General features: G+C 69.7%; 23 protein-coding genes. 16 read left to right on the top strand and 7 right to left on the bottom strand.

Annotated features, from left to right (window positions below):
• Window positions 1-20: 20 nt before the first annotated feature.
• The 9 genes from HLH21_RS07975 (at window position 21) to HLH21_RS07935 (ending at window position 8,796) form a co-directional block, all read left to right on the top strand.
• Window positions 21-821: an N-formylglutamate amidohydrolase gene (locus HLH21_RS07975; RefSeq protein ID WP_182943079.1), complete on the top strand. Its 801-nt coding sequence runs from the start codon at window positions 21-23 to the stop codon at window positions 819-821.
• A complete protein-coding gene (locus HLH21_RS07970; RefSeq protein ID WP_182943077.1) occupies window positions 818-1,672 on the top strand; it encodes a shikimate dehydrogenase in 855 nt (284 codons plus the stop codon). Before HLH21_RS07975 ends, HLH21_RS07970 begins: the two co-directional genes overlap by 4 nt.
• A 1-nt stretch (window position 1,673) precedes the next feature.
• Window positions 1,674-2,297: a dephospho-CoA kinase gene (coaE, locus tag HLH21_RS07965; protein WP_182943075.1), complete on the top strand. Its 624-nt coding sequence runs from the start codon at window positions 1,674-1,676 to the stop codon at window positions 2,295-2,297.
• A 3-nt stretch (window positions 2,298-2,300) separates the two neighbouring features.
• Window positions 2,301-2,981 carry a DNA polymerase III subunit epsilon gene (dnaQ, locus tag HLH21_RS07960; RefSeq protein WP_182943073.1) on the top strand — a complete coding sequence of 227 codons (681 nt, stop codon included), beginning with the start codon at window positions 2,301-2,303 and terminating at the stop codon, window positions 2,979-2,981.
• A gap of 91 nt (window positions 2,982-3,072) precedes the next feature.
• On the top strand, window positions 3,073-5,394 hold the full coding sequence (locus HLH21_RS07955) for an adenylate/guanylate cyclase domain-containing protein (protein ID WP_182943071.1): 2,322 nt from the start codon (window positions 3,073-3,075) through the stop codon (window positions 5,392-5,394).
• The gene (locus HLH21_RS07950; protein WP_182943069.1) at window positions 5,394-6,272 is read left to right on the top strand and encodes an MlaE family ABC transporter permease; all 879 of its coding nucleotides are present in this window, start codon (window positions 5,394-5,396) and stop codon (window positions 6,270-6,272) included. The genes HLH21_RS07955 and HLH21_RS07950 overlap by 1 nt, the downstream gene beginning before the upstream one ends.
• Before the next feature lie 3 nt (window positions 6,273-6,275).
• On the top strand, window positions 6,276-6,971 hold the full coding sequence (locus HLH21_RS07945) for a P-loop NTPase family protein (RefSeq protein WP_182943067.1): 696 nt from the start codon (window positions 6,276-6,278) through the stop codon (window positions 6,969-6,971).
• Window positions 6,971-7,927 (top strand): MlaD family protein, encoded by a 957-nt coding sequence (locus HLH21_RS07940; protein ID WP_182943266.1) that lies wholly within the window; start codon window positions 6,971-6,973, stop codon window positions 7,925-7,927. Before HLH21_RS07945 ends, HLH21_RS07940 begins: the two co-directional genes overlap by 1 nt.
• Complete coding sequence (locus HLH21_RS07935; protein ID WP_246379411.1) at window positions 7,924-8,796, top strand: hypothetical protein; 873 nt, start codon at window positions 7,924-7,926, stop codon at window positions 8,794-8,796. The genes HLH21_RS07940 and HLH21_RS07935 overlap by 4 nt, the downstream gene beginning before the upstream one ends.
• Before the next feature lie 75 nt (window positions 8,797-8,871).
• Here the strand turns inward: HLH21_RS07935 and HLH21_RS07930 are convergent, their stop codons facing one another.
• The 7 genes from HLH21_RS07930 to sucC form a co-directional block, all read right to left on the bottom strand.
• Window positions 8,872-10,341, bottom strand: coding sequence for a SulP family inorganic anion transporter (locus HLH21_RS07930; RefSeq protein WP_182943065.1), 1,470 nt, complete (start codon window positions 10,339-10,341; stop codon window positions 8,872-8,874).
• Window positions 10,342-10,393: 52 nt separating this feature from the next.
• Window positions 10,394-10,921, bottom strand: coding sequence for a 6-pyruvoyl trahydropterin synthase family protein (locus HLH21_RS07925; RefSeq protein ID WP_182943063.1), 528 nt, complete (start codon window positions 10,919-10,921; stop codon window positions 10,394-10,396).
• A complete protein-coding gene (queC, locus tag HLH21_RS07920) occupies window positions 10,914-11,678 on the bottom strand; it encodes a 7-cyano-7-deazaguanine synthase QueC (protein WP_182943262.1) in 765 nt (254 codons plus the stop codon). Before queC ends, HLH21_RS07925 begins: the two co-directional genes overlap by 8 nt.
• 19 nt (window positions 11,679-11,697) lie before the next feature.
• Entirely contained in the window at window positions 11,698-12,333 is a 636-nt protein-coding gene (gene queE / locus HLH21_RS07915; protein WP_182943061.1) for a 7-carboxy-7-deazaguanine synthase, read from the bottom strand.
• Between the two features lie 73 nt (window positions 12,334-12,406).
• On the bottom strand, window positions 12,407-13,417 hold the full coding sequence (gene bioB, locus HLH21_RS07910; RefSeq protein ID WP_182943059.1) for a biotin synthase BioB: 1,011 nt from the start codon (window positions 13,415-13,417) through the stop codon (window positions 12,407-12,409).
• Between the two features lie 126 nt (window positions 13,418-13,543).
• Window positions 13,544-14,425: a succinate--CoA ligase subunit alpha gene (sucD, locus tag HLH21_RS07905; protein ID WP_182943057.1), complete on the bottom strand. Its 882-nt coding sequence runs from the start codon at window positions 14,423-14,425 to the stop codon at window positions 13,544-13,546.
• Window positions 14,425-15,627, bottom strand: coding sequence for an ADP-forming succinate--CoA ligase subunit beta (gene sucC, locus HLH21_RS07900; protein WP_182943055.1), 1,203 nt, complete (start codon window positions 15,625-15,627; stop codon window positions 14,425-14,427). Before sucC ends, sucD begins: the two co-directional genes overlap by 1 nt.
• 225 nt (window positions 15,628-15,852) lie before the next feature.
• Here sucC and HLH21_RS07895 point away from each other — a divergent pair, with 225 nt between their 5' ends.
• From HLH21_RS07895 to fabD, 7 genes are all read left to right on the top strand, one after another.
• Entirely contained in the window at window positions 15,853-16,677 is an 825-nt protein-coding gene (locus HLH21_RS07895) for an acyl-ACP desaturase (protein WP_182943260.1), read from the top strand.
• A 39-nt stretch (window positions 16,678-16,716) separates the two neighbouring features.
• A complete protein-coding gene (locus HLH21_RS07890) occupies window positions 16,717-17,337 on the top strand; it encodes a Dabb family protein (RefSeq protein WP_246379409.1) in 621 nt (206 codons plus the stop codon).
• Between the two features lie 51 nt (window positions 17,338-17,388).
• Window positions 17,389-19,476 (top strand): M13 family metallopeptidase, encoded by a 2,088-nt coding sequence (locus tag HLH21_RS07885; protein WP_182943053.1) that lies wholly within the window; start codon window positions 17,389-17,391, stop codon window positions 19,474-19,476.
• A gap of 100 nt (window positions 19,477-19,576) precedes the next feature.
• Window positions 19,577-20,335: a glycine betaine ABC transporter substrate-binding protein gene (locus HLH21_RS07880; RefSeq protein WP_182943051.1), complete on the top strand. Its 759-nt coding sequence runs from the start codon at window positions 19,577-19,579 to the stop codon at window positions 20,333-20,335.
• Window positions 20,336-20,357: 22 nt separating this feature from the next.
• A complete protein-coding gene (locus tag HLH21_RS07875) occupies window positions 20,358-21,611 on the top strand; it encodes a class I SAM-dependent methyltransferase (RefSeq protein WP_182943049.1) in 1,254 nt (417 codons plus the stop codon).
• Complete coding sequence (locus HLH21_RS07870) at window positions 21,611-22,150, top strand: YdcF family protein (RefSeq protein ID WP_182943047.1); 540 nt, start codon at window positions 21,611-21,613, stop codon at window positions 22,148-22,150. Before HLH21_RS07875 ends, HLH21_RS07870 begins: the two co-directional genes overlap by 1 nt.
• 66 nt (window positions 22,151-22,216) lie before the next feature.
• Window positions 22,217-23,188, top strand: a complete 972-nt coding sequence (fabD, locus tag HLH21_RS07865; protein ID WP_182943045.1) for an ACP S-malonyltransferase — start codon at window positions 22,217-22,219, stop codon at window positions 23,186-23,188.
• The last annotated feature ends 5 nt before the right edge of the window (window positions 23,189-23,193 follow it).

Raw genomic sequence — 23,193 nt, 5'->3', positions numbered from 1 at the left:
TGCACGTGAGGAATGAAGCGATGCGACAGGATGACCCGCCGCGTGACGGCGGCCTGCCGTCGGGGACGCTGCTGGGCCCCCGCGACCCGGCGCCGGTCGGCGTCCATGGGCGATCGGGCGCGTCGCCGTTCCTGCTGCTCAGCGACCATGCGGGCCGTGCGGTGCCGTCCGGCCTGGGCGACCTGGGCGTGCCGGGGCCGGACTGGGACCGGCACATCGCCTGGGACATCGGCATGGCGGGCATGGGGCGCCTGCTGGCCGAGCGGCTGGACACGATCCTGATCGAGCAGGTCTATTCGCGGCTGGTGATCGACTGCAACCGGGCGCCGGGCCATCCGACCTCTGTCGTGCGGACCAGTGACGGGACCGACGTGCCGGCCAACCTGGACCTGGATGCGGCCGACGTCGCCCGGCGCGTGGACGAGATCTTCCGTCCCTATCACGCGCGCATCGCCGACGAACTGGCGGCGCGGCACGGGCGGCCGACGGTGGTGGTGGCCCTGCACAGCTTCACGCCGGACATGGATGGCGTGCCCCGGCCCTGGCATGCCGGGGTCCTGCACAACCGCGCCCCGCGCTTCGGCCTGATCGTCAAGTCGTTGCTGGAGGAGGAAGGCGGCCTGCTGGTCGGCGACAATGAGCCTTATGCCTTGACCGACGGCAGCGACTACACGATTCCCGTCCATGCCGAGCGCAACGGCCTTGCCTATGTGGAACTGGAAATCCGGCAGGATCTGGTGGCGGACGCGCGCGGCCAGCGCGAATGGGCGGACCGCCTGGCCCGGGTGCTGCCCCAGGCCTGGGCCTGTCACACCGCATGAGCGCGCGCCCCACCCTGACCGGCCGCACGATGCTGGCCGGTGTCATCGGCTGGCCGGTCGCACATTCCCGTTCGCCCCTGCTGCATAATTTCTGGCTGGCGCGGCATGGCATCGACGGGGCGTACGTGCCCCTGCCGGTCCGGCCCGGACAGTTCGAGACTGCCGTCCGGGGCCTGCAGGCCGCCGGATTCCGGGGCGCCAACGTGACCATCCCGCACAAGGAGGCGGCGTTCGCGATCGCCGACACCCTGCACCGGTCGGCCCTGCGGTCGGGGTCGGTCAACACGCTGGTGTTCGCCGCCGACGGACGGATCGAGGCGCATTCGACGGATGGCGACGGGTTCGTCGCCAATCTGGAAGCGCACGGCATCGACGTGGCGCGGGGTCCCGTCCTGCTGCTGGGGGCCGGGGGGGCCGCGCGGGCCATTGCGGCCAGCCTGCTGGACCGGGGCGTGCCGGTCGCCGTCGCCAACCGGACCCGCGGCCGGGCCGAGGCGCTGGCCGGAATGCTGGACGGCATCACGGTCATGGACTGGGCGCGGTGGGAAGACAGCCTGCCGGCCTACGCGGCGCTGGTGAACACGACCTCGCTGGGCATGCATGGCGGGCCGGACGACCTGTTCGCGCCCAGCCTGGCGCGCGCGCCGGACGGCATGGCCGTCTGCGACATCGTCTATGTCCCGCGCATGACCCCGCTGCTGCGCGCGGCGCGGGCGCGTGGGCTGCCGACGGTGGACGGGCTGGGCATGCTGCTGCATCAGGCGCGGCTGGGCTTTCGGGAATGGTTCGGCGTCGATCCGGTGGTGGATGCCGAACTGCAGGCGCTGCTCGACGCCGACCTGGCGGGCTGACATGCGGGTGCTGGGCCTGACCGGCGGGATCGGGATGGGAAAATCGACCGTGGCGCGCCTGCTGCGGGGGGCGGGATTTCCGGTGTTCGACGCCGATGCCGTGGTCCATGCGGTGCAGGCGCCGGGCGGGCGGGCCCTGCCGGCCATTGCCCGCCTGGTGCCCAGCTCGGTCACGAATGGTGTGCTGGACCGCGCGGCCCTGCGCCGGGCGGTCATCGGCGACCCGGCCCTGTTGGCGGGGCTGGAGGGGATCATCCATCCGCTGGTGCGCCAGGAACGTGCGCGCTTCCTGGCCCGGGCGCGGCGGTCGGGCCATTGCTGGGCGGTGCTGGACGTGCCGTTGCTGTTTGAAACGGGCGGCGATCGGGCGTGCGACCGGGTGGTGGTCGTCTCGGCGCCCGTGGATGTGCAGGCCTATCGTGTCCGCCGCCGGCGCAACATGGCGCCGGAGCAGGTCAAGGCGGTCATCGCGCGGCAGATGCCGGACCGCGAGAAGCGTCGGCGCGCCGACGACGTGATCCTGACCGGCCTGTCGCGTGCCGACACCACGCGCCGGGTCAGGCGCCTGATCGCGCGGCTGCGCCGGGCGGACGACCCGCGAACATGCAGACGCAAGGGGGAATAGCGGATGAAACGGTCGATCCTGTTCGATACCGAGACCACCGGCCTGGACCCCGCCCGAGGCGACCGGGTGATCGAAATCGCGGCGCTGGAGCTGGTCGGCGACCTGCCGACCGGCCAGCATTACCATGTGCTGGTCCACCCCGAGCGCGATATCCCCGAGGAGGCGTCGCGGGTGCACGGCATCACGCTGGCGGATCTGGAGGGCAAGCCGAAATTCGCCGACATCGCCGACGGCTTCCTGGAGTTCATCGGGGAAGATGCGCTGATCGCCCATAATGCGCGGTTCGATTTCGGCTTCCTGAACGCCGAACTGAAGCGCGTGCAGCGGCCGCCGCTGTCGCTGGAGCGCATGGTCGATACGCTGGACATCGCGCGCGAACGCTATCCGGGCCTGCCGAACAGCCTCGATGCGCTGTGCCGGCGCTTTTCCATCGACCTGTCGGCCCGCACCACCCATAACGCCCTGCTGGATTGCCGCCTGCTGGCCGAGGTCTATCTGGAACTGATGGGTGGCCGCCAGCGCGGGCTGGGGCTGGCGGTGCAGGATGCGGGTACCGCCCAGGTGTCCTATACCTACGACCATGCCGCCCAGCGCACGCCGCGCCCGGTGATGCCGACAGCCGACGAACTGGCCGCGCATGCGCGCTTCCTGGAGAAGATCAAGGAGCCGATCTGGACGGGTTGAGCCGCTGCGCCAAAAGCCGGCCTGAGGGTGGCACCCCGGACGGGTGCGTCCTATGGTGGGGTGGTATCGCTACCAGACCGGGAAGATATCATTGGCCGCTGACGAGATTGTGGATCCCGCCGCCGCCCATTCGGATCGGGTCAGGCGCTTCCTGCTCCATGTCGGGGTGCCCGTCCTGGGCGTCGTCCTGGTCATCGCGGTCATCGCGGGAATCGGCCTTCATTCCTACCGCACGATTCGCAGCGGCGCGCTGGGCCTGACCCATGACCTGCTGACCAGCCAGCAGAACTATATCGCGCAGGAAGTGGGCGAGTACCTGGCCCCCGCGTCGTCCGGGGCGGTCATTGCGCGGGACATGCTGGAACATGGGCCGGAGGCCGCAGTCCGGAAGATCTTCAATGCCTATGGCGGCAGCATGTTGCGGCACGTGCCGCAGATCCATTCCTTCTATCTTGCGGATACCGACGGCCATTTCAGCCTGATCGAACGCGACCCCAACGGCAAGGGGCTGGAAACCACCGAACTGACCGGCGAAGGGGCCGGGGCACAGTTCACGCACCAGTTCTTCGACGCGCAGAGCAAGCCGCTGCGGACCGAGAGCAACACGGCGGCGAATTACGATCCGCGCACCCGTCCGTGGTATACGGGGGCGATGCAGTCGGGCCAGCTGTTCTGGAGCGCGCCCTACCTGATCGCGCAGACCGGGCAGATGATTATCACCGCCTCGATCGCCTATCAGGGGCTGAATGGTCGCAAATATGTCTTCGCGATCAACCTGTCGATGAACGAACTGACCAATTTCCTCGATTCGCTGAAGATCGGGCAGAACGGCCATGCCCTGATCGTGGACCAGGACGGGCACCTGCTGGCCGGACGCCGTATGACCGACATCGCGAAGGCGGCGGGGTGGGACCCGTCGAAGATGACGATCGACCCGAAGACCTATCCGGTCCTGGCCGGGGCCTTCGACGCCTATCGGGTCGAGGGCTATGGCCCGCACACGGTCCGCAGCCGCAAGCGCAATTTCGTCACCATCGCGGCGGCGCTGCCGGCGACGGCGCAGAAATGGGTGTTGCTGCTGGTCGCGCCCGAAAGCGATTTCGCCGGTTTCGCGATGGTGGATGGCCGGCAGAACCTTCTGTTCTCGTTGCTGATCGTGCTGCTGGCGACGCTGCTGGGCGCGCTGCTGTTCCGCCAGGGCCGCCGGACCGACCATGTGACGCGGGAGCTGGAGCGTTTCCAGGCCATTTCCGGATATGAAAGCCAGGTCCTCCAGCGGGTCGCGGCCTATCCCGACCTGTTCAACCCGACGGACGAAGCCCTGATCCTGACGCGCAGCCTAGCCGAGCTGGCGTCCGCGCGGCGGGCGGCGATCTGGCGGATCATGCATGACGGGGCGACCTTGCTGTGCGTGGACAGCTACGATTCGCGGCATGACGCCCATTCCGGCGGGTTCGAACTGTCGCGCAACGACCTTACCGCCTTTTTCGATGCGGTGGCGCATGGGGACGCCATCAGCGTGGATGATGCCGGAGCCGATCCGCGCACGGCCAATTTCTACCGCCTGTTTATGCGGACCTTCGGCAGCCGGGGGCTGTTCCTGGCCCCGGTCGTGGGGGCGTCGGGGCCGGTCGGCGTGATAACGCTGGAGGACGCGCCGCGCGTGGGGCTGGTGCCGCATTTCGTGACGATGATGGCGGGCGTGGTGGCGGCGCGCTTCGCGGCCCAGCATTATAGCGCGGTGGCGGCGGCGGCCGACGAACTGGCCAGCGAGCCCCGGCCCGAGGAGGCGGACCATGCGTTCGGGGATGGGTTCCTGGTCCCGCCGGGGTCGCTGGACGGGACGGCGGGCACGGTGCCCGAGGGGCTGTTTCCGGCGGTGGCCGTCATGGTCATCACGTTCTCGGACATGATTACGTCGTCGCACAGGGACCCGGCGAGCGTCCTGGCGCTGGTGGAGGGCCTGGCCACGCAGTTGCAGAGCGTGGCGCGTCAATACGGCCTGTATTCGATCAAGATGCTGGGCCACCGGCTGGTCTGCGTCGCGGGATGTTCCCGCACGCCCGACCCCGGCGCTGCCGAGCGCATGGCCAATGCCGCGCTGGCGATGCGCGAGGCGTCGCTGTCGATGCTGGCCAAGGCGGACATGGAGCCGGTCTTCCGCATGGGAATTGATGTGGGGCCGGTGTTCGGTGGGTTGCTGGGACAGGACCCGAAGGTCTTCAACCTGTGGGGCGATGCCATCGGCATGGCCGAGATGATGGCGCAGGGGGCGCCGGACGTCGGCACCATCCAGGTGACCGAGGAGGTCTACCTGATCCTGCGGCAGCGTTTCCTGTTCCGGGAACGGGGGCGGTTCTTCGTGCCGCAGGCGGGGATGACCCGCACCTATGTCCTGGCAGGGCGGCGGTGATGGCGGATGGGGCCGCCACGCAGCCGGGGCAGGATGCGCCGGACGGAGCGCCGGGCGGGTCGATCCGGCGCCGGATCGTGGCCTGGCGTGGCCGGGCCAGGCCCCCCCTGGCGTGGATCGGGCGCATCACGCGCCATCAGGTCCGTTTCGCGCTGGTCCTGGTCGGCGCCGGATGGGGTGTGCTGCGCGAAAGCGTGCGGCCCAATTCGTGGCGCCGGACCGTCCGCTACGAATTCCGGCTCAGCCTGCGCCAGGTGGTGGCCGGCGGGTTTCTCAGCACCGTGTTCACCGCCACGCTGGCCGGCCTGACGGTGGTGTCGCAGGCCGCGTACTGGCTGGGCTTCGCGGGCATGGCGCAGATGACGGGGTCGATCCTGGTGTCGGTGCTGGTGCGTGAAATCGCCCCCGTGCTGGTCGGCATCATCCTGCTGGGCCGCAGCGGCATGCTGTCGCTGACCGAAATCGGCCTGCTGACCCTGGGGGGGCAGATCCGCGCCATGCAGGCGCAGGGCATCGACCCGTTCCTGGTGCTGGTGATGCCCCGGACCTTCGCCTTCACGGTGGGCGGTTTCACGCTGGGGATCATCTTCGCCGTGATTTCCCTGCTGATGGGCTTCATCGTGACCCATGCGACCGGGGCGATGAACATGTCGGTCTGGACGTTCTTCTCCGATGTGCTGACGGCGATGTCGGCATGGGATTTTCTGGTCATTCCGCTGAAATTCATCCTGGTCGGGTTCTTCGTCGGGCTGGGGGCGTGCATGACCGGGCTGCTGGTCAGCCAGGATGACACCGTCGCCACGATCATGCCGCGCGGCTTCGCGCGCGGAATTATGATGGTGATGATCGTCAATATCCTGTTCAGCCTGGGGTTCTGAGCGATGGTGGCGAGCGGCCCGATGCTGGAGCTTCGCGCGGCCCTGCCGTCGTTCGACGAGAGCGGCCTGACGCCAGTGCCCTTCGACCTGCGGCTGATGCCCGGCGATTCCGCCGTCATCGAATGCCGCGACCCGCGCCGGGCAACGCTGTTTGCCGACCTGTGCTGCGGCATGGTGCCGCTGGCCGCCGGGTCGGTGCGTTTCATGGGGCTGGACTGGCAGGATCTGGGGGACCGGCAATTGAACGCCCTGCGGGGGCGCGTCGGGCGGATCGCCCGGCAGGGCGCGTGGGTGGATCTGTTCGGCACGCATCTCAACATCATGCTGCCGCAACTGCATCACACCACGCGGCCGACCGACGAGGTCATCGATGCCGCCATGGCGCTGGGCCAGGCCTTCGGCTTCCCCGGCCTGCCGGTCTCGCCACCGGGGCGCCTGTCCGCCGCCGACCTGGCGCGCGCCGCCTGCGTCCGCGCCTTTCTGGGCCGGCCGGACCTGCTGCTGCTGGAAGATGTGTCCGACACCCTGCCGCCGGATGCGATGCTGCCGTTCCTCGAGGCCGTGACGGCCGCGCGGGATCGGGGGGCGGCGGTGGTGTGGTTCGCGCGGAATGCCGCGGTCTGGCACGAATACCGCAAGGCGGTGAATGTCCATCTGCGCCTTCTCGACGAAGGCCTTTTCGTCATGCGGGGGGTATGATGGCCCAGGATCAGAAAACCGACCTGGCACGGCAACTCGTGCGGGTGCGCTATGCCGACGAATGGGTCGGGGTGCTCGTGCTGCTGTCGTTGCTGATCTGCCTTGCCGCGATCATCGAGGCGGGCGTCCTGCGGGACTGGCTGACGCCGGAGGGGCGGCTGCGGATCGTCCTGCCCGACGTCGGGGTCAGCGGCCTGTCCATCGGCGACGATATCGAGGTGCTGGGCATCCATGCCGGCAATATCCGCCGTATCCGGATCAACCCGTCGGGTGGCATGTACGCGGTGGCCGACATCGACCCCGAGATCGAAACCTATATCCGGCGCGACAGCACCGCCGTCATTCGCAAGCGCTTCGTCGTGGCCGGCGCGAACTATATCGATATCAGCCGTGGCACCGGGCAGGAGATGGACTGGCATTACGCCGTCGTTACCGCGCACAACGCGCCCAACCCGGCCGACATGGTCACGCAGACCTTCGCCGATATCCGCAGCCGGATCCTGCCCGTGCTGGACAGCGCGCAGCACATGATGGCGCAAATGGACGGCACCATCACCGACCTGCATGCCGGCAAGGGCACCGTGGGCCGCCTGATGACCAATGACGAGCTGATCCGCCAGGCGGAAAAGACGGTCGCGGCGCTGAACGACGCCATCGCCCAACTGGCGCCGGTGGAACGCCAGATGTCGGCGGTGATGGCCAAGGCCGACGCCAGCATGGCCAATGTCCGGGCCGCGACCGGCGACCTTCGCAAGGCCAGCCCGCGCCTGCCGGCAATCGCCCGCAACCTGCAGGAAACGTCGGCCGAACTGCCCGTGCTGCTGACGCAGGCGCAGGTGACGGCGGCCAGCCTGCAGAAGCTGGCCGACCAGCTTCGCGGCCTGTGGCTGCTGGGCGGCGGGGGTGGTTCGGCGCCCACGCCGCGACGCCTGCCGGCCGGAAGGATCCAGCCATGAGGGGGGCGCGCCTGACGATGGCGGCGCTGTCCGTGGTCCTTGCGGGGTGTGGCGGCGGGGGTGTGGCGGCCCCGCGGGACGAGACCCTGAACCAGTCGATGGATGCCGCCCGCCAGGCCGCCGAACTGGACCGGCTGTCGGTGGCCGAGGGCCAGTACCGGCAGGCCGGGACCCGCGCGCTGGCGCGCGACGATGCCGGGGCGATCGGGGATGCCGGATATAATCTGGCCGTGGTGCAACTGGCGCAGGACCGGCCGGCCGACGCGCTGTCCACCGTGGCGGCCACGCGCGCGGCGCTGGCGGTCCGGGGGCGGGACGGCGGCGATGCGGAACTGGACCTGGTGCAGGCGGCGGCGCTGCATCGCCTGTCGCGCGATGCCGAGGCCGCCCCCCTGGCGGCCGGCGCGATGGATGTCGCCGACCCCGGTGTGGCCGAGCAGGCCAGCCTGCTGACCGGCCTGATCGCCGATGCGCGGGGCGACCGCGCGACCCTGTCCGCCGCCGCCGGGCGTCTGGCGCACACGCGCCCGGTTCCGGACAAATGGCAGGCGGATGAGGATGAACTGCGCGCCCGCCTGCTGCTGACGGCTGATCCCGGGCAGGCGCGCCAACTGGCGCAGCACGCGGCCGACCTGCGACGGCGGATGGTGGATTATCGCGGCATGGCGCGGGCGCTGACGGTCGCGGCGCGGGCTGCCGGCCTGGCCGGGGATGCCAGCGGTGCGGCGGCGCTGTCGCTTCGGGCCACGCAGAGCGCGCGGGCATTGGGCAACCCCGCGACGGCCGGCGCCCTGCCGGCGGCGGGGCCGGATCCGTTCGCCGAAGGGCCGGATGTCCAGTCTACGTCACGTCTCAGGGCGCTGCCCTGAAACCCGCCAAAGGGCAGTCGCCCTTTGGAAACCCATTCGTTATCAAATGATTGGGGTGCAGGGCCTCAGGCCCCCCTATGACGGGGTCGCCGGGATTTCCAGCGCCGAATGGCGGTCGATCAGCGTGGCGCTGGCGGCGTTGAGGCCGATCAGTTCGACCGCGATCCCGTGCCGTTCGAGGCGGGCGACGACCTCTTCCAGCGCGCCGACGGCGGTGATGTCCCAGAAATGCGCCTGACGCAGGTCGATCTGCACATGGCGGGCGCTGTCGCGCGTGTCGAACTGGTCGGTGAACAGGTCGGACGAGGCGAAGAAGATCTGCCCCGCCACGCGGTAGGTGCGCCTATCGCGGGCCGCGTCGTACGTGCTGTCGACCGTCACCATACGCGACACCTTGAACGCGAAGAACAGGCCGCTGAGCAGCACGCCGACCAGCACCCCGGCCGCCAGATCGTGGGTCGCGACCACGACCGCCACCGTCGCCAGCATGACCAGGCTGGCGGTCGCGGGGTGGGTACGCAGGTCGCGTAGCGACGACCATGAGAATGTGCTGGCCGATACCATAATCATGATGGCCACCAGGGCCGCGACCGGCACCCGCGCCACCCACGGCCGCAACGCCACCATCAGCAGCAGCAGGAACGCCCCGGCGACGAAGGTCGACAGCCGTCCGCGCCCGCCATAGCGCAGGTTGCCGACCGTCTGGCCGATCATGCCGCACCCGGCGATGCCGCCGAACAGGCCGACGGCGATGTTGGCGACGCCCAGCCCCACGCATTCCGTGCGCTTGCTGCTGTGGGTTTCGGTCATGTCGTCGACGACGCTGGCGGTCATCATGGATTCCAGCAGGCCGACCATCGCCATGGCCGCCGCGTAGGGCAGGATGATGTCCAGGGTCGCAAGTGTGGGCGGCACCTGGGGCCAGACCAGGCGCGGCAGGCTGTCGGGCAGGCGGCCCAGGTCGGCGACGGTGTGCAGCGGCATTGGCCAGACCGACGCCACGACGGTCAGGACCACGATGCAGATCAGGGGCGAGGGAATGGCGCTGAACAGGCGCGGCACGCCGTAGATGATCGCAAGCCCCAGCGCGATCGCGGCATAGGTATGCCAGGTGACATGCATCATGTGCGGCAGTTGCGCCGAAAAGATGAGGATCGCCAGCGCATTGACGAACCCCGTCCGGACCGAGCGCGAGACGTAGCGCATCAGCAGATGCAGCCGCAGCGCCCCGGCCAGCATCTGCAAGGCGCCGGCCAGCAGGGTGGCGGCCAGCAGGTATTGCACGCCATGCGCCCGCACCAGGGCTGCCGCAACCAGCGCCACCGACCCCGCGGCCCCCGAGATCATGCCCGGGCGACCGCCGGCAAAGGCGATGACGACGCTGATGACGAACGAGGCATACAGCCCGACCTCGGGGTCCACGCCGGCGACGAAGGAAAAGGCGATGACCTCGGGGATCAGGGCGAAGGTGCCGACCATGCCGGCCAGGATGTCGCGGGTCACGTTGCCGAACCATTCGGTCCGGTAGCGGGCAAGGCCGGTCATGCGGGGTCCTTGTGTCGGGCGGGGTGTCGGGTGGGCGGGGCGGCGGCCCCGGTCAGGAATCCGAGATGCTGTCGTCCGCGCGCCGCCACCAGCAGCGCTCGGGCGGCCGGGGCGTGGGCAGCATGTCCAGCGGGTCGCCGGCATAGTGCACGGTGTTGGTCGGCGTTTCCTGCAACGTGATTTCGGCGCAGCGCAGCACGCCGCCGTCGGCATCCAGCAGCGCGTTCAGCTTGGCCATCATCAGGCAGGCCATCAGTTCGGTCGTGGGGTCGCCGGGGGTGACGACGATGCGGCGCGCGCGTTCGGGTTCGTGCGCGCGGAACCACGTTAGCAGGGGGTCGTCCTCGGACAGTTGCAGCGCATGGTCCAGGCGGTCATCGACGAAGCGGTGCCACCGGCCCTTCGCGCGCTGGAACGAGACGACCATGTTGCCCGCGCCGTCCAGCGGGCGCGGGGCGGTGGCGCGCAGCCGGACGGTGACGAATTCGTTATGGCCGTGGGGCAGGGCACAGCTTTCGCTCGCCCCGTGGATCAGCCGGTGGCCCATCGAGAACCGACGGGTGAAGGTCAGGTCAAGCATGCGCCGTCGCCCCGGCCGGGCGATCACGGACGTAGCGTTCCCAGCCCGCGCGGCGCAGGTCGCAGGCCGGGCACGTGCCGCAGCCATGGCCCCACGGATGCAGCGTGTCGCGCACGCCCAGGTAGCAGCTATGGCTTTCGCGGTTGATGAGTTCGACCAGCCCGGCGCCGCCCAGCCCTTCGGCCATGCGCCAGGTCTCGGCCTTGTCGATCCACATCAGGGGCGTATGCAGGACATAGCGGCTGGCCATGCCGAGATTCAGCGCGACCTGAAGCGCCTTGATCGTGTCGTCGCGGCAGTCGGGGTAGCCGGAATAATCGGTTTCGCACATGCCGCCGATGATGTGGCGTGCCCCCCGCCGGGCGGCCAGGGCGGCGGCGAAGGTCAGGAAGATCAGGTTGCGGCCGGGGACGAAGGTGCTGGGCAGGCCGTTTTCGTTCATGGTGATCGCGGCATCGCGCGTCAGCGCGGTGTCCGACACCGCGCCCAGCGCATCCAGCGCCAACGTGTGGTCCTCGCCCAGCCGTTCGGCCCACAGCGGGTTCAGCGCCGCCATGCCGTCGCGCAGCCTGGCCCGGCAGGTCAGTTCGACGGCGTGGCGCTGGCCGTACTCGAAGCCCAGCGTCTCCACCCGGCCGAAACGCGACAGCGCCCAGGCCAGGCAGGTGGCGGAATCCTGGCCGCCGGAAAACAGCACGATGGCCGTCTCGCGTAGCGGGTCGGCCGGGGCCAGGGATGCGGCCGGGGAGGTGGCCATGCCAGGCGACGCGGTCATGTCAGGGAATCCCGATCAGCTTGTGGGTCTGCAACGACAGGCGCCAGCGCGGGTGCGCGCGGCAATAGGCGACGGCGGCGGCCGTGTTGGCGACCCGGTCCGGGCCGTCCATCGGCTGCAGCCAGAATTGCGCGAAATCCAGCCCGGCCATGTCCTCGGGCGGCAGGTCGGGCTGAGGGTAGACCAGTTTCAGCTCATGGCCGCTGCGCTGCACCAGCTTTGCGCCGGCCTTGGGGCTGACGCAGATCCAGTCGATGCCGTCGGGCGCCGGCAGGGTGCCGTTGGTCTCGATCGCGATCTCGAACCCGTGGGCATGCACCGCCTCGACCAGGGCGGCGTCGAGTTGCAGCAGCGGCTCGCCGCCCGTGAAGACGACGAAGGCGCGCGACCGGTCGGCTGACGGCCAGGTGGCGGCGATGGCGTCGGCCAGCAGGGCGGCGCTGGCGAAGCGTCCACCGCCTTCGCCGTCGGTGCCGACGAAATCCGTATCGCAGAAGCGACAGACCGCGGCAGCGCGATCGGCCTCCCGCCCCGACCAGAGATTGCATCCGGCAAAGCGGCAGAACACGGCGGCACGGCCGGCATGCGCGCCCTCGCCCTGGAGGGTCGCGAACATCTCCTTGATCGCATACGACATGAAGGGTGATGTCGGGCAGAGCGCGGCCGGACGCAAGCCCTAAATGGTCGCGCCGGCCGGTCGGTGGCCCTGCCTAGTGCGGGTTGAGGCTTGTGTGCATGCCCAGTCGCGCCAGCAGGCGCGCGTCGCGGCTGGCCTCGGGGTTGGGGGTGGTCAGCAGCTTCTCGCCATAGAAGATCGAATTGGCGCCGGCCAGGAAGCACAGCGTCTGGGCTTCGTCCGTCATGTCCTCGCGCCCCGCCGCCAGGCGGACCCGGCTGGCGGGCATGGTGATGCGGGCGGCGGCGATGATGCGGACGAAGTCGATCGGATCGACCGGCTCGGCCTGGGCCAGCGGGGTGCCCGCGACGCGGACCAGCAGGTTGATCGGCACGCTTTCGGGATGTTTCGGCAGGCTGGCCAGGCTGGCGATCAGGCCGGCGCGGTCGCCGTCGTCCTCGCCCATGCCCACGATGCCGCCACAGCAGACGTTGATCCCGGCGTCGCGCACATGGGCCAGCGTGTCCAGCCGGTCCTGGTAGGTGCGGGTGGAGATGATGGCGCCGTAATGCTCGGGCGAGGTGTCGAGATTGTGGTTGTAGTAATCCAGCCCCGCGTCGCGCAGGCGGCCGGCCTGCCGGTCATCCAGCATGCCCAGCGTCACGCAGGTTTCCAGGCCCAGGCCCTTCACGCCCTCGATCATGGCGCAGACCGTGTCCAGGTCATGTTCCTTGGGCGAGCGCCAGGCGGCCCCCATGCAGAAGCGGGCGGCGCCGGCGTCGCGGGCGGCGCGCGCTTCCTTCAGCACGGCCTCGACCGCCATCAGGCGGCTGGCCTTCACGCCGCCATCCTCGTGCATCGCGCTCTGCGGGCAGTAGGCGCAATCCTCGGGGCAGCCGCCGGTCTTGATCGACAGCAGGGTGGAAATCTGGATTTCGGTCGGGTCGAAGCGGGCGCGGTGCACGCTTTGCGCCTGGAACATCAGTTCGGGGAAGGGCAGGGCAATCAGGGCCGCGACCTCGTCACGGGTCCAGTCGGTGCGCGGCTGGGGCAGCGACGCGGCCGTATGATACGGCGATGTGGCCGGGATGACACCATCGGGCATCGGGCAGGTTTCCTCGAACTCGGCGAATAGGGAAACACGGCTGTGCCACAGAACGGGGCCGGATGTCACCCGTTGTCGGGCCGCCCCCCTGGCCCCGACGGACGGGACACAGGGGGCGGCCGCGTGTCAGGCGCGGCCGGACAGCACGTCGGCCAGGGTGCGGCCCAGTGCCGCCGGGCTGGCCGAGACATGGATGCCCGCCGCGCGCAGGGCGTCGATCTTGGCCGCCGCCGTCTCGTGCCCGCCGGTGATGACGGCGCCCGCATGGCCCATGCGTCGGCCCGGCGGGGCGGTGGCGCCGGCGATGAAGCCTACCACGGGCTTGGTCGTCCCGCTGTCGCGGATCAGGGTGGCGGCCTCGATTTCCGACGTGCCGCCGATCTCGCCGATCATGATGATCGAATCGGTATCGGGATCGGCGATGAAGCGTTCCAGCACATCGGTGAAATCCAGCCCCTTGACCGGATCGCCGCCGATGCCGACGCAGGTGCTCTGCCCCAGGCCGACGGCGGTGGTCTGGGCCACGGCCTCGTAGGTCAGGGTGCCCGAGCGCGAGACGATGCCGACATGGCCGCGCCGGTGGATCGCGCCGGGCATTATGCCGATCTTGCATTCGTCGGGCGTGATGATGCCCGGGCAGTTCGGCCCGATCAGGAGGCTGTTCGACCGGGACAGCACCTGGTGCACGCGCACCATGTCCAGCACCGGGATTCCCTCGGTGATGCAGACGATCAGCGGGATGTCCGCCGCGATGGCCTCCAGGATGGCGTCGGCGGCGCCGGCGGGCGGCACGTAGATGACCGTCGCGTCGGCGCCCGTGGCCTCGCGCGCCTGCGCGACGGTGTCGAACACCGGCAGGCCCAGATGGACCTCGCCGCCCCGGCCGGGGGTGACGCCGCCGACCAGGCGGGTGCCGTAGGCCAGGGCCTGTTCGGAATGGAAGGTGCCCTGCGCCCCGGTGAAGCCCTGGGTGATGAGTTTCGTGGCGTGGTTGACCAGGATGGACATCAGGCGGCTCCTTCCTCGCGCACGGCGGCGACGATCTTGCGCGCCGCGTCGGCCAGGTCGTCGGCCGGGATGATACGCAGGCCCGATTTCGACAGGATGTCCTGCCCGAGTTCGACATTGGTGCCGGCCAGCCGGACGACCAGCGGCACATGCAGGCCGGTCTCGTGCGACGCGGCGATGATGGCCTCGGCGATGATGTCGCAGCGCATGATGCCGCCGAAGATATTGACCAGGATGCCCCGGACCTTGCGGTCGGACAGCACGATGCGGAAGGCGGCGGCCACGCGCTCCTGCGTCGCGCCGCCGCCGACATCGAGGAAATTGGCCGGTTCCTCGCCTTCCATCTTGATGATGTCCATGGTGGCCATGGCCAGGCCCGCGCCGTTGACCATGCAGCCGATCGTGCCGTCCAGCCCGACATAGGCCAGGCCGTGGCGCGCGGCCTCGCGCTCGCGGGGGTCTTCCTCGTTCTCGTCGCGCAGTTCTTCCAGTTCCGGGTGGCGGAACAGCGCGTTGTCGTCGAAGCTCATCTTGGCGTCCAGCGCCAGCAGGCCGCCCGCCGGCGTCACGACCAGCGGGTTGATCTCGACGACCGAGGCGTCCAGCGCGACGAAGGCGTCGTAGGCTGCGCGCAGCACGGCGGTGAAGGCGCGGATGGAGCGCCCGTGCAGGTCCAGCCGCGCCGCCAGGTTGCGGGCCTGGTAGTCGGCCAGCCCGACGGACGGGTCGATGGAGTCCTTCAGGATTCGCTCGGGCGTCGCCTCGGCCACGTCCTCGATCGCCATGCCGCCGTCCTGCGACGCCACGATGACGATCCGCCCCGTCGCGCGGTCCACCAGCAGGGACAGGTACAGCTCGCGCCCGATGTCGCAGCCGGCCTCGATATAGAGGCGGCGCACGACGCGGCCGGCCGGGCCGGTCTGGCGGGTGACCAGCGTGTGGTCCAGCATGGCCCCGGCGGCCTGCTCGACCTCGTCGGGCGTGCGGGCCAGGCGGACGCCGCCCTTGCCGGCGGGGTCGTGGGCGAAATGGCCGGCGCCCCGGCCGCCCGCGTGAATCTGCGCCTTCACGACGACCAGCGGGACGGCCATCGCGCGGGCGGCCGACACGGCCTCGTCCGGCGAGCGGACGACACGGCCCTCGGGGATGGGCATGCCGAACCTGCGTAACAGGGTTTTCGCCTGATATTCATGGATGTTCATACGGTTTGGTCCGCGTTCGTTATTGTCATGCCGTGGGGCGCCAGGGGGCGTGCGCGTCCGTCCGGGGTTTGCCTGCATGGCATAATGCGGCCGTTTATGCCATCTCGGATGCTGAAAAGGATTTGTGCAGGCCGTGCATATGCGGCCGTAATGCCCGATCCGGGCCGGGGATGGCAGGATGTCCGGCCGCCTGTGACCGCAACGGACGCAAGAGAACTGGGGACGATGAAGCACTGGCGCATTGAACAGATGGACTGGGACAGTTTCGACCCGTCGCGGGTGGACCCCGACATCATACCGGTGGTCAAGGCGGCTTCGGTCGTCGAGCGGAATGGCGTCGATTATGCCGTCTACCTGAACAATGTGTTCTCGGACGATCCGGCCTTCCGCGCGGCCGCCGACAACTGGGCGGTGGAGGAGGTGCAGCACGGCGACGCGCTGGGGCGCTGGGCGATGCTGGCGGACCCGTCCTGGAACTATCCCGAAGCGTTCGAACGCTATCGCGCGGCCTACAGGCTGGACCTGGAGGTCGACAGTTCGGTGCGCGGGTCGCGCACCGGCGAACTGATCGCGCGCTGCATGGTCGAGACCGGGACGTCGTCCTTCTATACGGCACTGGCCGATGCGACGGACGAGCCGCTGCTGAAGGCGATCTGCAAGCAGATCGCGGCCGATGAATACCGACATTTCAAGCTGTTCTACGACCATATGCACCGCTACCTGAAGCGGGAGCGCCTGGGGGTGTGGGAACGCACGCGCATCGCGCTGGGCCGTGTCACCGAAAGCGAGGACGACGAACTGGCGTCGGCGTACCATACGACCAACGAGCCGGTCGACATGCCCTACGACCATGGGCGCTGCATCGCCGCCTACATGTCGCGGGCGATGGGCGTCTACCAGCCGAAACACACCGCGCGGGTGACCGGCATGATCCTCAAGACGATCGGCATTGCGCCGCATGGCTGGGTCCATGCGCTGATCGGCAGGGTCGTCTATCTGCTGATCCGTCAGCGCCGAAAGAAGTTCGTGCGCCAGGCGGCCGTCGCCTGACGCCATCGCCATGAAATAGGAACAGGGAAGGACACCATGATGACCGATCGGATTTGGACGGCCATGGCCGGATTCGGGTTTCTTGCCGTTGCTGGCGCCGCCACGATCGCGCCGGCGCTGGCCGATCCTTATTCCCTGCCGATCGCGAGTTCCCCTGCCGGGACCGCCCCGCCCAACGCGGCGGCGATCGCGGCCCGGCAGGTGCTGGCGCAGGTCGGTGCGGCGACTTTCACCGCCCCGGACTTCCGTCCGGGCGTGGTCAGGCATGTGGTGCTGTTCCGGTTCCTGAAATCCGCGACCCCGTATCAGAGGGCGGAGGTCGTGCGGCGATTCCTGGAACTGGCGACCGATTCGCGCCGTCCGGACGGCCGGCCGCTGGTGGTGTCGATCGAAACCGGGGTGCAGAACGGTGGCGAGGGGCAGGACGAGGGCTATGAAATCGCCTTCCTCGTGACCTTCCGTTCGGAAGGGGATCGTAATTATTATGTCGGCCGTCCGGTGGTGAACCAGCCGGGCCTGTTCGATCCCGCGCACGATGCCTTCAAGGCCTTCGCGGCGCCTTATCTGGCGGGGGTGATGACGTTCGACTACCGGGTTGCCGCCGAGGTGTCGCCGGCGGCGGCCCATGCCCCGGCCGGCAAGGCCGGTCGCCGGAAATGAGCCGGAAGGTGCTGAGTGCGCCGGCCGAGCGAACGTAAAGAAGGGACCACGATGGCGGAATTCAATGCAAGCCCGCGCGGGAGACGGACCCGCGCGGCGTGGCTGTGCGGTGTGGCGATGCTGCTGTCCGGCGGGGCGGGCGCCGCCACGGCGCATGCGACCGATGACGCGCCGACCTATGGGGCATGGGGGTTCGATGTCGCCGGGCGGGACACGGCGATTCGCCCCGGCAATGATTTCTTCGGCTATGCCAATGGCCGTGCCGTCCACGATATTGTGATTCCGCCGGACATGACGTCCTACGGGCCGTTCAACGCCCTGAGCGAACTGTCGCGCAAGCGGGTGCAGACCATCCTGCAGGACCTGGCCGCGCACCCCACCGCCCGGCCCACGACGATCGAGCAGAAGCTGGGCACGTTCTACGCGACCTTCATGGATGAAGGCGGCATCGAGGCCCTGGGCCAGAAGCCGCTGGCCGCCGGCCTGGACGCCATACGCGCGGTGACCGATCGCACGGCGTTCGCAACCCTGCTGGGCCGGGCGCAGACGGGGTTCCAGTATTCGCTGTTCGGCTTCGGGATCCAGCCGGACGCCAAGGATCCGACGGCCTATGCCCTGACCCTGGACCAGGGCGGGATCGGCATGCCGGACCGCGATTACTACCTGAAGCCCGCCATGGCGGCGAAGAAGACCGCCTACCAGGCCTATGTGGCCAAAATCCTGGACATGATCCACTGGCCGGACGCGGCGCGCATGGCGCCGGCGATCGTGGCGTTCGAGACCCGGCTGGCCGGCGTCCACTGGGCGCGGGCGGACCTGCGCGACCCGGACAAGGTCTATAACCCCATCACCGTGCCGGACCTGCAGAAGCGCGCGCCGGGATTCGACTGGACGGCTTATCTGGCCGCCGCCGAACTGCCCGAGCCGGTCACGCGCACGGGCACGCTGATCGTCGGCGAGCCCGACGCCATCGCCGGTGAAGCGCGGATCGCGTCCGAGACCGATCTGGCGACCCTGCGCGCCTGGCTGGCCTTCCATCTGGTGGACAACGCCGCGCGCTACCTGCCCCATGCCGTCGTCGATGCGTCGTTCGATTTCAACGACCGGATCCTGGCCGGCCAGCCGCAGCTTCCCGTCCGGTGGAAGCGCGGGGCCTCGGCCACCGGCAGCGCGATGGGCATGGCGCTGGGCCGGGTCTATGTCGCGCGCTATTTCCCGCCGGCCTATCGCGACACGATGCGGACCCTGACCGATGAGTTGAAGGCCGCCTTCCGCGTGCGCCTGCAGCATAACGAATGGATGGGGCCGCAGACCCGTGACGCGGCGGTCCAGAAGCTGGACCATTTCGCCGTCCAGATCGGCTATCCCAACCGCTGGCGCGACTATTCGGGGCTGGAGATCCGCCAGGGCGACGCCTACGGCAACGCGGAACGGGCGGTGGCGTTCGAATGGCGCTACTGGCTGGGCCATCTGGGCCATCCGGTGGACCGCGACGAGTGGGACATGACGCCGCAGACGGTCAATGCCTACAACAACCCGCTGTTCAACGAAGTCGTGTTCCCCGCCGCGATCCTCCAGCCGCCGTTCTTCAACCCGAAGGCCGATCCGGCGATCAACTACGGCGCCATCGGCGGCGTGATCGGTCACGAGATGACCCATTCCTTCGACGACGAGGGGCGGAAATTCGATTATCTCGGCCGCCTGAAGGCGTGGTGGACCAAGGATGACGAGGCCGGGTTCCTGAAACGGGCGGCCCGTTTCGGCGCGCAGTACGACGCGTTCCAGGTGCTGCCGGGCGTCCATGTGAACGGCAAGCTGACGATGGGCGAGAATATCGCCGATCTGGGCGGCCTGACCCTGGCGCTGGATGCCTACCATGCCTCGCTGCACGGCAAGCCGTCGCCGGTGCTGGGTGGGCTGACCGGCGACCAGCGCGTGTTCCTGGGCTGGGCGCAGGTCTGGCGGCAGAAGCTGCGCGAGGACATCGCGCGCCAGCGTATCATGACCGACCCGCATTCGCCGCCCCAGGCGCGGGTGAACATGCCGATGCACAATATCGACGCCTGGTACCGGGCCTGGAATGTCCGTCCGGGCGACACGCTCTACCTGAAACCGGAAGATCGGGTGAAGATCTGGTAGGCCTGGTCCGGGAGCCTGCCGCCCGGTCTTTTTGCCCTGCCGGCCCTTGCGTAAACGGAGCCTAGCTGCTGGAACGCTCCCGAGAACGGGGGAGAGTGATATGACGACGGTGACGCTGGGCCATCCGGATTCCATCCAGCACGAAGCCGCGGCGGCGGCGGTGGTGCGTGTGCTGGAAGCCTACGAGCTGGAGGTCGAGTACGTCACCGGAAGCCGGGCGGAACTGTCCGCCCGGATGGCGGCCGGCGGCATCGACCTGTTCGTGTCGGCCTGGCTGCCGGACGTCGATGCCGACTGGGAGGCTTCGACCCTGGGGATGGAAACCTTCGGCCTGCTGTACAAGCCGTCCTTCGGCTGGGGGCTGCCGGTCGGGGCCGCCGGGCACATCGCGTCGATCGCCGACCTGCCGGGCGATGACGGCGCGGTCGGCCGCAACATCGTGGCCCCGGCCTCGGTGCTGGAACGGGTGCGGCACTGTGTGGCGACATATGGGCTGACCGAATGCGGCTTCACGATCGAGGCCCGTCCCGACGAGGAGGCGTTCCAGCACGCCGTCCGCGCGATCGAGGCCGACGAGGCTGTGATCCTGCCGCTGTGGCAGCCGCATTTCCTGCATCATGGCGGACGGCTGCGCCTGCTGGACGACCCCAGGGGCGGGCTGGGCAATGACCAGCAGGCCCGGATGCTGCTGCGGCCGGGGGCACGGGACGAACTGGATTCCGACCTGCTGGACGAGCTGGACGAACTGACCCTGGGCAACAAGGTGGTCAGCGCGCTGGATTACGCCATGCGGTGCGAGGGCATGAGCGCGGACGAGGCCGCCGAGGCCTGGCAGCGCGGCAAGCTGCTGCCGCGCTAGTGGCCGGCGGGGCGGGGATGGCATGACGGCCGGATACGATAGCCGCGACGCCGGGCTGGCGGCGCAGTACGAGCATTATCCCTATCCCGGGCGCGATCCGGCGGACGAGGCCCGGCGGCTGCTGATCGGCAGCCCCAGCCATCTGCGGGAAATCGACTACTGGGTGTTCGGCGCCACCCGCCCGCAGTCGCAGCCCCTGCGCGCGCTGGTGGCGGGGTGCGGCACCGGCGACGGCGCCATCATGCTGGCCACCCATCTGTCGCGTGCGGGCCGGCCCGGCGAAATCGTCTGCCTGGACCGTTCGGCCCGGGCGCTGGCCATCGTCAAGGCGCGAGCGGCGGTGCGCGGCCTGGACAACATGCGTTTCGTGCAGGGATCGCTGGACGAGCTGGGCCGCCTTGCCCCCGGACCGTTCGATTACGTCGATTGCTGCGGCGTGCTGCACCATCTGCCCGATCCCGACGCGGCGCTGGCCGGCCTGGTGGGGGTGCTGGCCCCCGGCGGGGGCATGGGCCTGATGGTCTATGCGCCGTACGGCCGCACCGGCGTCTACATGTTGCAGGAGGCGCTGGCCCGGCTGGCCCCGCATGACGAGCCGCCGCCCCAGCGGCTGGATGTGGCGCGGCGGGTGATGCGCCATCTGCCGCAGACGGCATGGCTGCGGCAGAACGGCAATTTCGGCGATCATCTGACGGGCGGCGACGCCGGGCTGTACGACCTGCTGCTGAACCCGCGCGACCGGGCCTATGACGTGCCGGGCCTGTTCGCGCTGCTGGACGGCGCCGGGTTGCGCGCGACCTGCCTGATGGAGCCGTTGCGCTACGACCCCGCGCTGCTGCTGCCCGACCCCAGGCTGCGGGCGCGTATCGCCCACCTGCCCGAGCGTGCGCGCGCGGCGGTGGCCGAGGCCCTGGCCGGCAACATGGCGACGCATGTGGCTTATGTGCGCCGGGCGAGTGATGACGTGTCGTTTGCCGATCCGATGGATCCGCGATCCGTCCCCATCATGCGGGAAATTCCGGGCGCCGAACTGGCGCGGCAGATCCTGCCTGACGACCGGTTGCCCTTCGCGTTCGGCACGCTGTCGGTCGCGGTGCCTGTCCCCCCGCAGGCGCGCGGCCTGCTGCCGCTGATCGACGGGGAACGGACGGTGGGCGACCTGGCGGCGATCCTGGAGACGCGTGGCGTGTCGGCCGGGCGGTTCGCCACGGTCTGGCGCACGATGTTCGACACGTTGTCCGGGCTGAACCGGGTGCTGCTGCGCGCGCCGGCCTGATGTCCGGCCTGCCGTCCGAGATCCGGCCGATCGTGATCTTCGGGGCGCGCGTCCGCCCCGACGGCACGCCGACCGCGACCCTGTGCCGGCGGGTCGAGGCCGCACTGGCCTATGCGCGGTCGTGGCCGTCGGCCGTGTTCGTGCCGACCGGCGGCAGTCCGGACGGGCGGCCCGCCGAGGCCGCGATCATGGCCCGCCTGCTGCGTGAGGCCGGCATTCCCGACACGGCCATCCTGGTCGAGGATACGGCGCTGGACACGCTGGAGTCGGTCCTGGCCTGTTCGGTCCTGCTGCGGGAGAGGGGGCATCGCGGTTGCGTCGCGGTGGCCAGCAGCGCCTATCATCTGCCGCGCTGCCTGATCCTGATGCGGCTGGCGGGGTGGCGGGTGGCAAGGGTGCCGCCGGCGCGTGTGCCCGCCGCGCGGCGCTGGGCGCGCCGCTGGTTCTGGCGCCTGCGCGAGATCCCGGCGGTGCCGTGGGATGCGCTGCTGCTGGCGCGGCGCCGGCTGCCGCATGGGCCGGGCGCCGCTGACGATTGACAGGGCCGGGCTCCTGCCGCCATGTCCCCGGACCAGACGAAAACATATCCGGATCACGAGGACGCCATGCCTGTTCACGCCTTCATATTCCCCGGCCAGGGAAGCCAGTCCGTCGGAATGGGGCGCGAACTCGCCGAAGCCTTCGCCCCCGCGCGCGAAGTCTTCGAGGAAGTCGACGACGCGCTGGGCCAGCGTCTGTCGACGCTGATGTTCGAGGGCCCGATGGACGAGCTGACGCGGACCGAGAACACGCAGCCGGCCCTGATGGCGGTCTCGCTGGCGGTGCTGCGGGTGCTGGAAAGGGAAGGCGGCCTCGAGCTGAAGCGGACGGCGGCGCTGGTCGCCGGGCATTCGCTGGGCGAATATTCGGCGCTGGCGGCGGCGGGGGCGATGGGTGTCGCCCAGACCGCGCGCCTGCTGCGCGTGCGGGGCGAGGCGATGCAGAAGGCGGTGCCCCCCGGCGTGGGCGGCATGGCCGCGCTGATCGGCGTGGATCTGGACCAGGCGCGCGAGATCTGCGCCGAGGCCGCGATCCTGCGGGTCGAGGGCCAGGCGGACGTGGCCGAGACGATCGAGGTCGCCAATGACAACGGTGGCGGCCAGGTCGTGATTTCCGGGCGGATCGCGGCGGTGGAACGCGCGATCGGCATCGCCAAGGGGCGGGGCGTGAAGCGCGCGGTGCTGCTGCCGGTGTCGGCGCCGTTTCACTGTTCGCTGATGGCGCCCGCCGCCGATGCGATGGCCGAGGCGCTGGACCGCGCCGAGGTCGCTGTGCCGGTGGTGCCGGTGGTGGCCAATGTGTCCGCCGCGAAGGTGACCGACCCGCAGGCGATTCGCGACCTGCTGGTGCGGCAGGTGACCGGTACCGTGCGCTGGCGCGAAAGCGTGGAAGCAATGGTGGCCATGGGGGTCGACAGCTTCGTCGAGCTGGGCGCCGGCAAGGTCCTGTCCGGGCTGGTCCGGCGGATCGATGGCGCTGTCGCGACGCGCTCGGTCGGCACGCCTGCCGATATCGAGGCGTTCCTGGCCGCGCTGTGACAGAG

The organism is Gluconacetobacter johannae (assembly GCF_014174305.1).
In the GTDB taxonomy this organism is placed as follows: Bacteria; Pseudomonadota; Alphaproteobacteria; order Acetobacterales; family Acetobacteraceae; genus Gluconacetobacter; species Gluconacetobacter johannae.
This window is presented reverse-complemented; position numbering and strand designations above follow the sequence as displayed.